The following is a 13,244-nucleotide window of genomic DNA, read 5'->3' as shown; positions in this document are numbered from 1 at the left end:
TCTGTAACGCCCTTTGAAAAATACCTCAGTAATTTACTCAGTAACTCGGGCTTCCTGCCGTTACAGTAGTGGGCACATTGCCATCTATTGATCTGACGGGTCGGAGCTTTACCCTTGCCGCGCTCATCTGCTGTACGTTTCAGTCATTTCCTGCCGTCATTGGTGCTGTTGGTGGCGGGGCTTGCGGCTGCTTACATCAAGGATCTGAACGTCTTTTTCACGTCGCTGTTCAACGTGCTGCCCACCCTGGTGTTGTTGCTCGGTGGCGCCTATTGCGCGGTGTACCGACGCCAGCGTGAACTGTTTCTGATGGTCACGGTGTACATCGCCTATTTCCTGCTCGACACCCAGACCGACTATTACCGCGACAACGGTAAGGTGCGTGACGATGCCGCCGTGGTCTTTCATTTGTGTTGCCTGCTGCTGCCGCTGCTGTTTGGCGTGTTCGCGGCGTGGCAGGAACGTACCCATCTGTTCCAGGACATGGTGGCGCGTTTCGCGGTCTTGCTCGCAGTCGGCAGCGTGGCGCTGGGGCTTGAGCAAAGTTATCCACATGCGCTGCTGATCTGGCTGTCGGAGATTCGGTGGCCTGCCTTGCATGGCGCCTGGATGAGCCTGATCCAGTTGTCCTATCCGGTGTTCATTGCCGCGTTTTTGCTGCTGGCCTGGCAGTACTGGCGCAACCCGCGACCGCTGCATGCCGCGCAACTGGTGGGGCTGCTCGGGTTGTTCTGGATGTTGCCGAAAACCTTCATCCTGCCGTTCACGCTGAACATCATGTGCAGCCAGGCGATGCTGATGATCGCCGCTGCCGTTGCCCACGAAGCCTATCAAATGGCCTTCCGCGACGAGCTGACCGGGCTGCCGGGGCGTCGTGCGCTGAATGAACGCATGCAGCGCTTGGGACGCAACTATGTGTTGGCCATGAGCGACGTCGACCACTTCAAGAAATTCAACGATACCCACGGCCACGACGTCGGCGACCAGGTGCTGCGGCTGGTGGCCAGCAAGCTGTCGAAAATCGGCGGTGGCGGTAAGGCGTATCGCTATGGCGGCGAGGAATTTGCCCTGGTGTTTGCAGGCAAGACCCTCGAGGAATGCATGCCGCACCTGGAAGTCATCCGCGAGTCCATCGCCACTTACAATATTCAATTGCGCAATCAGGAAAACCGCCCGCAGGACGATAGTCAGGGGCGCCAGCGGCGTGCCGGTTCCGCAGCGTCGAGTGTGTCGGTGACGGTCAGTATCGGCGTTGCCGAACGGGTCGATCAACGCACCCCGGAAGAAGTGCTCAAGTCCGCCGACCAGGCGCTCTACAGCGCCAAGGGCGCGGGGCGCAACTGCGTGATGGCGTTCGGGCAGAACCGCCGTGGCGCCGTGCGCATGGACGCCGCTACGGTTGAGTGATGATGGCGCATTCAGCGAGCGCAAAGTGATTGTGAGGCGTGGTCGGCAGCAGTAGGTTGGAGAAATCTGCCGACGGAGAATGACCATGCCCGAGTACAAAGCTCCCTTGCGCGACATGCGCTTTCTGATCGACCACGTCTTCGACTTTCACCGCAACTACGCCGCGCTGGGGGCCACCGATGCCAGCCCGGATATGGTCAATGCGATCCTCGAGGAGGGCGCGAAGTTCTGCGAAAACGTACTGTCGCCGCTCAATCGCAGCGGCGATGAAGAAGGCTGTCATTTCGACAATGGCGTGGTCACAACGCCCGCGGGCTTCAAGCAGGCATTCGCCCAATATGTCGAGGGCGGCTGGCATGGCCTGGCGGCGGATCCGGTTTACGGCGGTCAGGGGCTGCCGATCTCTCTGGGCCTGGTGATCAGCGAGATGGTGGGCTCCAGCAACACCTCATGGGGCATGTACCCCGGCCTGACCCACGGAGCCATGTCGGCGATCCACGCCCATGGCACCGAGGCGCAGAAGCAGACCTATTTGAAGAAGCTTACCGCTGGCCAATGGACCGGCACCATGTGCCTGACCGAAGCCCATTGCGGCACCGACCTGGGCATCATCAAGACCCGCGCCGTACCTGCGGCCGATGGCAGCTACGCGATCTCCGGCAGCAAGATCTTCATCTCGGCCGGTGAGCACGACATGAGCGCCAACATCATTCACCTGGTGCTGGCCAAATTGCCGGACGCACCGGCCGGGACCAAGGGCATTTCGCTGTTCATCGTGCCTAAGTTCCTGCCCGATGCGACGGGCGAAGCGGGCGAGCGCAATGGCGTGTCCTGCGGCTCGATCGAACACAAAATGGGCATCAAGGCCTCGGCCACCTGCGTGCTGAACTTCGACGAGGCCAAGGGTTTTCTGATCGGCGAGCCGAACAAGGGCCTCAACTGCATGTTCACCATGATGAACCACGCGCGGCTGGGCACCGGCATGCAAGGGCTGTGTCTGGGGGAGGCGAGCTTCCAGGGCGCGATCAAATACGCCAACGACCGTTTGCAGATGCGCTCGCTGACCGGCCCGAAAGTGCCGGAAAAAGCCGCCGACCCGATCATCGTGCACCCTGATGTGCGGCGGATGTTGCTGACCATGAAAGCCTTCAACGAAGGCAACCGCGCGCTGACCTACTTCACCGCGCAGTTGCTCGACGTTGCCCACCTGAGCCCGGATGAAACGGCGCGCCAGGACGCCGAAGACTTGTTGGCGTTCCTCACGCCGATCTGCAAAGCCTTCATGACCGACACCGGGCTGGAGGTGACCAACCACGGCATGCAGGTGTTTGGCGGTCACGGCTTCATTCGCGAGTGGGGCATGGAGCAGCTGGTCCGTGACTGCCGGATCGCGCCGATCTATGAGGGCACCAACGGCATTCAGGCGCTGGACTTGCTCGGGCGCAAGGTACTCGGCAGCCAGGGCAAGCTGCTGCGCGGCTTCACCAAAATCGTCCACAAGTTCTGCGCGGCGAACGCCGAGCATCCACAACTGGCCGGGTATGTGGCACAGCTCAATCAACTGAACCAGCAGTGGGGTGAATTGACCACCAGGGTCGGCATGGCCGCGATGAAAAACCCGGATGAAGTCGGTGCCGCGTCGGTGGATTACCTGATGTACAGCGGTTACATCATCCTCGGCTACCTGTGGTTGCGCATGGCGCTGGTGGCTCAGGCGCAGCTCGATGCCGGCAGCGGCGAAGGCGACTTCTGCCGGGGCAAGCTGGCGACCAACGAGTTTTACTTCAAGCGTCTGTTGCCACGCACTGCCGCTCATCGGGCGGCCATTGAAGCGGGTAGCGATTGCCTGATGCAACTGCCGGCGGAGTTGTTTGCGCTTTAGTCATAAAAGTCCGTTACAAAGAAGCTCGCCTTGTGCGGGCTTTTTGTTGGTGACTAAAAATAACAAAATGGTCATGAGCTGACCCTATGTGTCGCAAAAGTTGTTGGGGTACACTCCGACCCAACGAAAACACTCTTCCTGTGAATCACCTGTATAGATCTTGCGAGGTTTGCCATGGCTGACTACAAAGCGCCCCTGCGCGATATGCGCTTCGTCCTCAATGAAGTTTTCGAGGTCGCCAAACTCTGGGCCGAACTGCCTGCACTGGCCGAGACTGTGGATGCAGAAACGGTCGAAGCCATCCTGGAAGAAGCCGGCAAAGTCACCAGCAAAAGCATCGCACCGCTGAGCCGTGCCGCTGACGAAGAAGGTTGCCATTGGGCCGACGGTGCCGTCACCACTCCGGCAGGTTTCCCACAGGCTTATCAGACCTACGCTGAAGGCGGTTGGGTCGGTGTCGGTGGCGATCCGTCCTACGGCGGCATGGGCATGCCCAAAGCCGTTTCGGCCCAGGTCGAAGAAATGGTCAACTCCGCCAGCCTGTCGTTCGGCCTGTACCCGATGCTGACCGCCGGTGCTTGCCTGTCGATCAACGCCCACGCCAGCGAAGAGCTGAAAGCCGCGTACCTGCCGAACATGTATGCCGGCATCTGGGCCGGTTCCATGTGCCTGACCGAGCCACACGCCGGTACAGACCTGGGGATCATCCGCACCAAGGCCGAGCCTCAGGCCGACGGTTCCTACAAGGTCAGTGGCACCAAGATCTTCATCACCGGTGGCGAACACGACCTGACCGAAAACATCATCCACCTGGTGCTGGCCAAGCTGCCAGATGCACCGGCGGGGCCGAAAGGCATTTCGCTGTTCCTGGTGCCGAAGTTCATGGTCAATGCCGATGGCAGCCTGGGCGCACGCAACCCGGCCAACTGCGGCTCGATCGAACACAAGATGGGCATCCAGGCGTCCGCGACCTGCGTGATGAACTTCGATGAAGCCGTGGGTTACCTGGTCGGTGAGCCGAACAAAGGCCTGGCGGCCATGTTCACCATGATGAACTACGAGCGCCTGGGTGTTGGTATCCAGGGCCTGGCCACGGGCGAGCGCTCGTACCAGAACGCTGTGGAATACGCCCGTGACCGTCTGCAAAGCCGTTCGCCGACCGGCGCGCAGAACAAGGACAAAGTGGCTGACCCGATCATCGTCCACCCGGACGTGCGTCGCATGCTGCTGACCATGAAAGCCTCGAACGAAGGTGGTCGTGCGTTCTCCACCTACGTGGCGATGCAACTGGACACCGCCAAGTTCAGCGAAGACGCCGTCACCCGCAAGCGCGCGGAAGACCTGGTGGCGTTGCTGACCCCGGTGGCCAAGGCGTTCCTGACCGACCTCGGCCTGGAAACCACCGTACACGGCCAACAGGTTTTCGGCGGCCACGGTTACATCCGTGAGTGGGGCCAGGAGCAACTGGTGCGTGACGTGCGCATCACCCAGATCTACGAAGGCACCAACGGCATTCAGGCGCTGGACCTGGTCGGGCGCAAGATCGTGGGTAGCGGCGGGGCGTTCTACAACCTGTTCGCCGACGAGATTCGCCACTTCACGGCGACTGCCAGCGCGGACCTCGCCGAATTCACCAAGCCACTGAACGACGCAGTGACCACCCTCGATGAATTGACCGCGTGGTTGCTGGACCGTGCGAAGAGCAATCCGAACGAAATCGGCGCGGCGTCGGTCGAGTATCTGCAAGTATTCGGCTATGTGGCCTACGCCTACATGTGGGCCCTGATGGCCAAGGCGGCTTTTGGCAAGGAAGCGCAAGACGATTTCTACGCCAGCAAACTGGGCACGGCGCGGTTCTATTTTGCCCGTCTGCTGCCGCGCATTCACTCGTTGAGCGCGTCAGTGAAGGCCGGTAGCGAATCGTTGTTCCTGCTGGATGCGGGACAATTCTGATGAAGTAGCATTTTGTAAGCATTCTCTTACATAACGTGCTGCTGTTCTCCCATAGATGCAAATTGGATCCACAGCTAATCTACTTTACATGGACGTAGCGCAGGAAGCGCGAAGCAACAACAGGGACACGTAGGATTCTGCCAGGACGGCGGAGTGAAATGGATGTCAGGGAAACAGTCTGCAAAGCCCCGCTTCGGCGGGGTTTTCTTTTGCCCAAAGAAAAGTTTCTAGCCCAGCCCATCCAGAGTCTGCGCGCTGTTCAAGCGTTCATCCGGGCCGTTTATCACTTCCTCCAGCAATGTCCGCAGCAATGCCAGCGAGGCCTGCTGCCGCTGCACATCCCGACACACCAAACCGACTTTCAGCGGCACTCGGGGTTCGCTAAGGGGTTTCCACAGCAGTTCGTGGTTGCCATGGGTCTTTTGCGAGCGACCGGGCAATACCGTTGCCAGGCGCGTGTGGGGCAGGCTGTCGAGGATGCCCGCCATGTTGTTCACTTCGGCTTGCACCTGTGGGCGACGTCCCAGGCTTGTCAGCTGTGCCTGCCAGATCTGCCTGATCTGAAATTCCTCGCCCAGCAGCAACATCGGCAGTTCGGCGGCCTGACTCATGGACACTTTCTTGAATTCACGCAGCGGATGCTCTGCGGGGATGACCAGGGTCAGTTCATCTTCGTACAGCATCACACCATGCAAGCCAGGCTGGCGGGGCGGCAGGTAGCCGATGCCGATATCCAGAGAACCGTTGAGCAGTCGCCGCTCGATTTCCAGCCCGGTCAGTTCGTAGATCTGCACCACCAGATGCGGCTGCGCCTTGCGCACTCGTTCGAGCATCTGCGGGACGAGGCTGGTGTGCACGGTCTGCAATACACCGATGGCCAGGGTGCGCAGCGCCTGACCCTTGAAGTTGCCGAGCGCTTCCCGTGCCCGCTGCAGGCCATCGAGCAATGGCAGAGCGTGGTTATACAGCGTATGAGCCGCGAGGGTCGGCAACAGGCGTTTGCTGCTGCGCTCGAACAGGCACACATCGAGGTTTTGTTCGAGGTGGCGGATTTGCTGGGACAGCGCCGGCTGGGAGATGGACAGGCGCTCGGCGGCCCGGCCCACTTGACCTTCTTCATAGACCGCGACGAAATAACGCAGTTGCTTGAAATCCATAAGTAATGCTTATCGAAATTGCTGGGAAATCGAAATGGCTGAACGCCTCGCCTGAGCCTAGTCTAAGCGCATTCACAGGGCTTACAGGGCCACAGAGCGCGATGAATACCCTTTGCTTCGATGGTATTTACATAGGTAAGGCAAAAAACCTCATCAGAGGTTTTGTCAGATGAGTCTGTTCAGTCTGCGCCGCAGTCCTCCCAGTCTTGATGATCTGGTCATGGACGCCTCCCGGCCATCCCAAGGCGATAACCTTTCCAGCGAGTACTTGATGCCCAGTGTCGAACGGCCGAAACAGGTGTTTGTGCGTGGCCAGGGTTCATGGTTGTGGGACAGCGATGACCGTGCGTACCTGGATTTTTCCCAGGGCGGCGGGGCCAATAGCCTTGGTCATAGCCCTTCGGTTCTGGTCAACGCAATCACTGCCCAGGCTCAATCGCTGATCAACCCGGGTTTCAGCCTGCACAACCGCGGCATGCTCAGCCTCGCCGAACATCTGTGTGCCAGCACCGGCAGTGATCAGGCCTACCTGCTCAATACCGGCAGCGAAGCCTGTGAGGCGGCGATCAAACTGGCGCGCAAATGGGGTCAACGGCATCGTGGCGGTGCGTCGCGAATCATTGTGGCCAACAACGGTTGCCACGGCCGGAGCCTGGGGACGATTTCAGCGTCGGACAGTTCGACATTGACCAACCGATTCGAGCCGCAACTGCCAGGCTTCAGTCGTGTTCCGTTCAATGACCTGCCAGCGTTGCATGCGGCCGTGGATGAACGGACCGTGGCGATCATGCTCGAGCCGATCCAGAGCGAAGCCGGCGTGATTCCGGCCACCGCGCACTACCTCAAGGGCGTCGAACGCTTGTGCCGTGAACTCGGCATTTTGCTGATCCTCGACGAAGTGCAAACCGGCATCGGCCGTTGTGGCACCTTGCTCGCGGAACAGTCTTGCGCCGTCACGGCGGATATCGTTGTGCTCGGCAAAGGCTTGGGCGGCGGCGTGCCATTGGCCGCGCTGCTGGCGCGGGGCAAGGCTTGCTGTTTCGATATTGGCGAGGTGACAGGCACTCATCACGGTAATGCGTTGATGACCGCGGCGGGACTTTCGGTGCTCGATACCGTGCAGGACAAGGCTTTCCTCAAACACGTCGCACAAGCCGGGCAACACCTGCGTGAAGGCTTGGGTCGTTTGGCCCATCGTTACGGTCACGGCGAGTTGCGCGGACAAGGGCTGCTTTGGGGGCTGACGCTGTCGGACGACTCCGCTGACGCGGTGGTCAAGGCCGCTCTGTACGAAGGGTTGCTGCTCAATGCCCCACAACCCGACTGCCTGCGCTTTACCCCTGCGCTCAATGTCAGCAACGCCAACATCGATGAAATGCTCCTGCGCCTGACGCGGGCCTTCTCCCGAGTACGCACCGCGCAGTTGCAGTGCCGCAAAGGGATTGCCGTCTGATCAGACGCGCCCTGCACACATTCCAGAACCGTCTCGCGGTAATACGCACGCCTCACGCCCGACACTTTTGGCGTGGGGCGTTTTTTTGTGGCTGGTCTTTTCCAAAGGCAATTTCGGCTTGAGCGGTTAGCACATCAATGGCTTTCTAGCGTGCATCGGCAGGGAGTGCCGGTGCCAGCGAAACGGTATTGCTGTCGCGTTGGTTTTGATTTCTGTACCACTGAGTGGTATGTTTTATGGAAGGGATGCCGATGTCACCAAGGCTGTTCAAGACAAAGCGCTTCGCAATGCAGGCTGCCAAGGCCTGGATCGGTGATGACGAACTCCGGGAGGCATTCACCGAAATGCTCAATGGTCAGGCTGACAATTTGGGCGGCGGGGTCTGGAAGAAGCGTTTGAATGCCAACCGCCATCGCTCGATTATCCTGGCCAAGGGCGGTGCTCATTGGGTCTATCAGTTCCTGTACGCAAAGAAAGATCAGAGCAATATCAGTCCCAGGCATTTGCTCGACTTGCGAGAGTTGGCCAAGACATATGGTGGACTGACCGAAATGGAAATTCAGCGCTTGCTGGATGCAAAGGAGTTTGTGGAGATACCAAATGAGTAAAAAATTCAAAAGTGAGCTATCGGAATCGATCCACGAATCGGCCAGTGCCTTGTACGCCATCGGTGCAATCAGCAAGGCGACCATGCGTGAGTTCGATGAGTCTTGTCTTGCAACGGTACCGGATGCAATTCCCGCGCAAGAGATCAAGGCATTGCGTGAGCGCAACAATGTCAGCCAACCGGTGTTCGCACGCTACCTGAACACCAGCGCTTCCACGGTCAAACAATGGGAAGCCGGGGATAAGCACCCCAGTGGCATGGCGTTGAAGTTGCTGAGTGTCGTGCGCAAACACGGCCTGGAGATACTGGCCTGAGGAATCGGGCTGAACCCTGACAAACGGCACAGGTCGATTAGCTGTAGGCTCGAACGAATTCACCCCAATCAGGAGCTGCCCCATGGACTTTATTCGCATCATCATCGCCATCCTGTTGCCGCCACTGGGTGTGTTTCTGCAAGTAGGATTCGGCGGGGCGTTCTGGCTGAATATTCTGCTGACGTTGTGCGGTTACATTCCGGGGATCGTGCATGCGGTGTACATCATCGCCAAGCGCTGAGAGGAGTGTCGGCAGGTAGATCGTCTTCGCGAGCAGGTCGGATCGCCGCACCGTCACTCCCACATTCGACCGAGTTCTCCCAAAGGAACGCGATTAATTGTGGGAGCGAGCCTGCTCGCGATTGAGGCGCCACCGTTTCGGCAATGAGCGCGGGCTTCAGTCCATTGAATCCATCACCCGCCGATAAAACAACCACTCCTGTTCCAGCGCATGGGCCTGATTGCCGGCCTTGCGAAAGCCATGGCGTTCATCGGCGTAGTAATGCGCTTCGACCAGGATGCCGTTGTCCTGCAATGCCGTGACCATGTCGCGGGTCTGTTGCGGGACGACCACGGCATCCAGTTCTCCTTGAAAGAAGATCATCGGCACGCGGATGTTGCCGGCATGCAACAGTGGTGTGCGGGCGGCGTAGCGTTCGGCATCCAGCTGCGGATCGCCGATCAGCCAGTCCAGATAGTCGCTTTCGAATTTGTGGGTCGCGCGGCCCAGCGCCACCGGGTCGCTGACCCCATACAGACTGGCGCCGGCGCGGAACACGTTGTGAAAGGCCAAGGCGCAGAGGGTGGTGTAGCCGCCGGCGCTGCCGCCGCGGATGAACGCTTTAGTGCCATCGATCAAACCACGCTCGGCGAGATGGCTGACCACCGCACAAGCGTCTTCGACATCCACATCACCCCAGCTCATATGCAATGCCTGACGATAGGCCCGGCCATAACCGCTGCTGCCGCGATAGTTGAGGTCGGCCACGGCGAAGCCCCGCTGTGCCCAGTACTGGATACGCGGATCTAACATCGGGTAACACGCCGAAGTCGGGCCACCATGGACGAACACCACCAATGGTGGTTTCGCCTCGCCGGTCATCGCCGGGTAGAAGAAGCCGTGGGCTTCGCCTGAGCCGCTTGGGTAGTGCAAGGTTTGCGGGCGGCTGATCTGTTCGGGAGCAAGCGGCGCGATGCCGCCGGCCAGCACTTGTACTTGCCGGCTCTGGCGGTCGATGGCGATCACGGCGGTTGAACTGACGGGCGATACCGCGATGCAATAGATGAACCGCTCATCCACGGCGAGATGGCGGAAGCGGCTGTAGTCGCCGGTGAAGTCGGCGCTGGAATCGCCGCCTATGCCCAATCGGCCAAACCCGCCTTCGGTCCAACTGGCCAGATAATTGTCGTCGCTCAGCGGCAACCAGGTGCTGCCGCCGAGTTGCCAGGGCGCGGGGCCATGGTCGGCGGTCGCACTTGGCAATGGGCTCAAGCCTTTTTCAGATTCTTTCCATGGCTGCCAGTAACCCGCGCGATCCGTCAGGCAATACAAGCACCCGCTGGCATCAAACCGCGGTTGTTGCACTGACTCTTGAACGCCGTCGCCCGCCACACAACGAGCCTCGGCAAAGCCGCCGTTGGCGAGGCGTTCGGCAACCATCAAGCGGGTCGCTGTCCATGGCTGATCCGGGCGACCCCATTCGATCCAGGCCAAACGCCGGGCATCAGGGCTCAGCGTTGGTGCGGCGTAGAAATCAGCACCTTCGACCAGCAGGTGACGTGCGCCATCGAACAGATCGATCGCCACCAGTCGGTGTTGATCGCGATGTTCCTCGACCGCCAGCACCTGGCCGTTGGCGAACTGCAGATCGCCAAAACGGCATGCCCCGGACGTCAGCCTTTCGGGCGCTTCGCCTTGCAAGGATTGTCGATACAACTGCTGGTCGGCCTCGTTGACGAAAACGATGCCGTCATCCGTCAGACAAAACGCGCCGCCGCCATATTCGTACACCCGACTGCGCACGCTGAACCCCGGTGGCGTCAGGCATTTCGCTGCACCGTCGCGCCAATGCCAGATCCGGCACGCCGCGTCTTCGGGGCGGTACTCGTTCCAGAACAGGCCCTGCCGACCGACCTGCAGTTCGGCAAAGTCGATACCGGCGGCCACGGCTTTGGCAGCGCTGAAAGGTTCAGCTTTTGGCGATGAGGCGTGAGTTTCGTTCATTGCGAAAGGCCAGTTGGTCGATGGTCTGAGTGGCGTTCTCGGCTTCTTCGCGGGCCTTGAGGATCACGCCGTGTTGTGGCGACTTGCTGCACACCGGGTCGGCGTTGCTGGCATCACCGGTGAGCATGAACGCCTGGCAGCGGCAGCCACCGAAGTCTTTTTCTTTCTCGTCACAGGAGCGACACGGCTCGGGCATCCAGTCGTAGCCACGAAAGCGGTTGAAGCCGAACGAGTCATACCAGATGTGCTGCATGCTGTGATCGCGCACGTTGGGAAACTGCACCGGCATCTGTCGGGCACCGTGACAGGGCAGGGCGGTTCCGTCTGGCGTGACCGTCAGAAAAATACTGCCCCAGCCGTTCATGCAGGCTTTCGGGCGTTCTTCGTAATAGTCCGGCGTGACGAAAATCAGCTTGCACGGATGCCCTTCGGCTTCCAGTTTGGCTCGGTATTCATTGGTGATGCGTTCGGCGCGCACCAGTTGCTCTTTGGTTGGCAAAAGCCCGATGCGATTGAGTTGTGCCCAGCCGTAGAACTGGCACGTAGCGAGTTCGACGAAGTCCGCCTCCAGGGCGATGCACAGCTCGATGATGCGGTCGATCTGGTCGATATTGTGCCGATGGGTGACGAAGTTCAGCACCATCGGATAACCGTGGTCCTTCACTGCCCGGGCCATTTCCAGTTTCTGCGCAAAGGCCTTTTTCGAACCGGCCAGCAGGTTGTTCACCTGCTCGTCGCTGGCCTGGAAACTGATCTGGATGTGATCGAGACCGGCCTTCTTGAAGTCGCTGATTTTCTGCTCGGTGAGGCCGATGCCGGAGGTGATCAGGTTGGTATAGAAACCCAGTTTGCGGGCCTCGGCAATCAGTTCGGCGAGGTCCTGGCGCACCAGCGGCTCGCCACCGGAAAAGCCGAGCTGCGCCGCGCCCATCTCTCGTGCTTCGCGAAACACCTTGATCCACTGTTCGGTGCTCAGCTCTTTGCCTTGCTCGGCGAAATCCAGCGGATTGGAGCAGTACGGGCATTGCAGCGGACAGCGATAGGTCAGCTCGGCGAGCAGCCACAGCGGCAGGCCGACCTCGGGTTTGGGCGGTACTTGCACCGATGAATCAGGCAAGTTCGATCCAGTGCTGCGCACGGGCAACCTCCATGAATTGCTCGATGTCGTCACCGAGCTCGGGCACGCCGGGGAACTGTCGGTCGAGCTCATTGATGATGGCCGCGACATCCCGCTCACCGTCAATCAAGCCACCGATCAATGCAGCGCTTTCATTCAGTTTAATCATGCCTTCCGGATACAGCAGCACGTGGCCTTTCTGCGCCGGTTCGTACTGGAAGCGGTAGCCGGGACGCCAGGTCGGGGTCTTGCTGCGATCGAAACTCATAAGGTGATTCCTTTGTGCCAGACCCGTTCCCCGGTCACGCTGTGATACGGCGGGCGTTTCAGTTCGTAGGCCATGCTCATGGCATCGAGCATGCTCCAAAGAATGTCCAGTTTGAACTGGAGAATTTCCAGCATGCGTTCCTGGCCTTCACGGGTGGTGTAGTGCTGTAACGTGATCGCCAGACCGTGCTCGACATCACGCCGTGCCTGGCCCAGGCGCGTGCGGAAATACTCGTAGCCGGCCGGGTCGATCCACGCGTAATGCTGGGGCCAACTGTCCAGGCGCGATTGGTGGATCTGCGGGGCAAACAGTTCGGTCAGCGAGCTGCTCGCGGCTTCCTGCCAACTGGCGCGGCGGGCGAAATTTACATAGGCGTCCACGGCGAAGCGTACGCCGGGCAGCACCAGCTCCTGGGAACGCAATTGATCCGGGTCGAGGCCCACGGCCTGGCCCAGGCGCAGCCAGGCTTCGATGCCGCCATCTTCACCGGGCGCACCGTCGTGGTCGAGCAGGCGCTGAATCCACTCGCGGCGGATCTCGCGGTCCGGGCAGTTAGCGAGGATCGCCGCGTCCTTCAGGGGGATGTTCACCTGATAGTAAAAGCGGTTGGCGACCCAACCCTGGATCTGTTCGCGGGTGGCCCGGCCTTCGTACATCGCCACGTGATAGGGGTGATGGATGTGGTAATAGGCGCCCTTGGCGCGCAGGGCCGCTTCGAATTCGGCGGGGGACATCGGGGTGTCGGTCATGGCGGTTCTCCGGTGTACAACCGTTGAAATCTTTGGTGCCTGAGCTGGCCTTATCGCTAGCAGGCTAGCTCCCACAGTTGAAACGCATACCCCTGTGGGAGCTAGCCTGCTAG

12 protein-coding genes are annotated in these 13,244 nt (G+C 60.0%); 7 read left to right on the top strand and 5 right to left on the bottom strand.

Translation table 11 applies throughout. The features are described from left to right. The first annotated feature begins 114 nt into the window (after positions 1 to 114). The 3 genes from AC3ITA_RS26430 (at position 115) to AC3ITA_RS26420 (ending at position 5,242) form a co-directional block, all read left to right on the top strand. Complete coding sequence (locus AC3ITA_RS26430) at positions 115 to 1,407, top strand: GGDEF domain-containing protein (protein WP_095944827.1); 1,293 nt, start codon at positions 115 to 117, stop codon at positions 1,405 to 1,407. An 85-nt stretch (positions 1,408 to 1,492) separates the two neighbouring features. Further along, a complete protein-coding gene (locus AC3ITA_RS26425; protein WP_489278796.1) occupies positions 1,493 to 3,289 on the top strand; it encodes an acyl-CoA dehydrogenase C-terminal domain-containing protein in 1,797 nt (598 codons plus the stop codon). 174 nt (positions 3,290 to 3,463) lie between these two features. Beyond that, the gene (locus AC3ITA_RS26420; protein ID WP_414929563.1) at positions 3,464 to 5,242 is read left to right on the top strand and encodes an acyl-CoA dehydrogenase C-terminal domain-containing protein; all 1,779 of its coding nucleotides are present in this window, start codon (positions 3,464 to 3,466) and stop codon (positions 5,240 to 5,242) included. 227 nt (positions 5,243 to 5,469) lie between these two features. On the opposite strand, the gene AC3ITA_RS26415 is transcribed toward AC3ITA_RS26420, so the two are convergent. Next, positions 5,470 to 6,399, bottom strand: a complete 930-nt coding sequence (locus tag AC3ITA_RS26415; RefSeq protein WP_489278794.1) for a LysR family transcriptional regulator — start codon at positions 6,397 to 6,399, stop codon at positions 5,470 to 5,472. A gap of 169 nt (positions 6,400 to 6,568) precedes the next feature. Here AC3ITA_RS26415 and AC3ITA_RS26410 point away from each other — a divergent pair, with 169 nt between their 5' ends. The 4 genes from AC3ITA_RS26410 to AC3ITA_RS26395 all read left to right on the top strand — a co-directional run bounded on the left by AC3ITA_RS26410 (position 6,569) and on the right by AC3ITA_RS26395 (position 9,014). Then, positions 6,569 to 7,852 (top strand): aspartate aminotransferase family protein, encoded by a 1,284-nt coding sequence (locus AC3ITA_RS26410; RefSeq protein WP_489278792.1) that lies wholly within the window; start codon positions 6,569 to 6,571, stop codon positions 7,850 to 7,852. A 251-nt stretch (positions 7,853 to 8,103) separates the two neighbouring features. Continuing rightward, positions 8,104 to 8,460, top strand: coding sequence for a type II toxin-antitoxin system RelE/ParE family toxin (locus tag AC3ITA_RS26405; RefSeq protein WP_095944832.1), 357 nt, complete (start codon positions 8,104 to 8,106; stop codon positions 8,458 to 8,460). Then, entirely contained in the window at positions 8,453 to 8,773 is a 321-nt protein-coding gene (locus AC3ITA_RS26400; protein ID WP_414929565.1) for a helix-turn-helix domain-containing protein, read from the top strand. Before AC3ITA_RS26405 ends, AC3ITA_RS26400 begins: the two co-directional genes overlap by 8 nt. Before the next feature lie 82 nt (positions 8,774 to 8,855). Then, a complete protein-coding gene (locus AC3ITA_RS26395) occupies positions 8,856 to 9,014 on the top strand; it encodes a YqaE/Pmp3 family membrane protein (protein WP_003228885.1) in 159 nt (52 codons plus the stop codon). 156 nt (positions 9,015 to 9,170) lie between these two features. On the opposite strand, the gene AC3ITA_RS26390 is transcribed toward AC3ITA_RS26395, so the two are convergent. From AC3ITA_RS26390 to pqqC, 4 genes are read right to left on the bottom strand one after another with little or no spacing between them, the layout of a single operon-like run. After that, positions 9,171 to 10,997, bottom strand: a complete 1,827-nt coding sequence (locus tag AC3ITA_RS26390; protein WP_489278790.1) for a S9 family peptidase — start codon at positions 10,995 to 10,997, stop codon at positions 9,171 to 9,173. After that, positions 10,963 to 12,135: a pyrroloquinoline quinone biosynthesis protein PqqE gene (pqqE, locus tag AC3ITA_RS26385; protein WP_095944835.1), complete on the bottom strand. Its 1,173-nt coding sequence runs from the start codon at positions 12,133 to 12,135 to the stop codon at positions 10,963 to 10,965. The genes AC3ITA_RS26390 and pqqE overlap by 35 nt, the downstream gene beginning before the upstream one ends. Next, complete coding sequence (gene pqqD, locus AC3ITA_RS26380) at positions 12,107 to 12,382, bottom strand: pyrroloquinoline quinone biosynthesis peptide chaperone PqqD (protein ID WP_090451769.1); 276 nt, start codon at positions 12,380 to 12,382, stop codon at positions 12,107 to 12,109. The genes pqqE and pqqD overlap by 29 nt, the downstream gene beginning before the upstream one ends. Continuing rightward, on the bottom strand, positions 12,379 to 13,131 hold the full coding sequence (pqqC, locus tag AC3ITA_RS26375) for a pyrroloquinoline-quinone synthase PqqC (protein ID WP_095944837.1): 753 nt from the start codon (positions 13,129 to 13,131) through the stop codon (positions 12,379 to 12,381). The genes pqqD and pqqC overlap by 4 nt, the downstream gene beginning before the upstream one ends. Positions 13,132 to 13,244 lie beyond the last annotated feature (113 nt).

The organism is Pseudomonas sp. GL_090, assembly GCF_057837765.1.
The sequence above is the reverse complement of the archived record's forward strand: the minus strand, read 5'-3'. Positions and strand labels throughout refer to the sequence as shown.

What these genes read in the sequence shown, in the direction of transcription:
- AC3ITA_RS26425 (WP_489278796.1), top strand. Translation starts at nt 1,493, where the DNA reads ATGCCCGAGTACAAAGCTCCCTTGCGCGACATGCGCTTTCTGATCGAC.
- AC3ITA_RS26420 (WP_414929563.1), top strand. Translation starts at nt 3,464, where the DNA reads ATGGCTGACTACAAAGCGCCCCTGCGCGATATGCGCTTCGTCCTCAAT.
- AC3ITA_RS26415 (WP_489278794.1), bottom strand. Translation starts at nt 6,399, where the DNA reads ATGGATTTCAAGCAACTGCGTTATTTCGTCGCGGTCTATGAAGAAGGT.
- AC3ITA_RS26410 (WP_489278792.1), top strand. Translation starts at nt 6,569, where the DNA reads ATGAGTCTGTTCAGTCTGCGCCGCAGTCCTCCCAGTCTTGATGATCTG.
- AC3ITA_RS26405 (WP_095944832.1), top strand. Translation starts at nt 8,104, where the DNA reads ATGTCACCAAGGCTGTTCAAGACAAAGCGCTTCGCAATGCAGGCTGCC.
- AC3ITA_RS26400 (WP_414929565.1), top strand. Translation starts at nt 8,453, where the DNA reads ATGAGTAAAAAATTCAAAAGTGAGCTATCGGAATCGATCCACGAATCG.
- AC3ITA_RS26395 (WP_003228885.1), top strand. Translation starts at nt 8,856, where the DNA reads ATGGACTTTATTCGCATCATCATCGCCATCCTGTTGCCGCCACTGGGT.
- AC3ITA_RS26390 (WP_489278790.1), bottom strand. Translation starts at nt 10,997, where the DNA reads ATGAACGAAACTCACGCCTCATCGCCAAAAGCTGAACCTTTCAGCGCT.
- pqqD (WP_090451769.1), bottom strand. Translation starts at nt 12,382, where the DNA reads ATGAGTTTCGATCGCAGCAAGACCCCGACCTGGCGTCCCGGCTACCGC.
- pqqC (WP_095944837.1), bottom strand. Translation starts at nt 13,131, where the DNA reads ATGACCGACACCCCGATGTCCCCCGCCGAATTCGAAGCGGCCCTGCGC.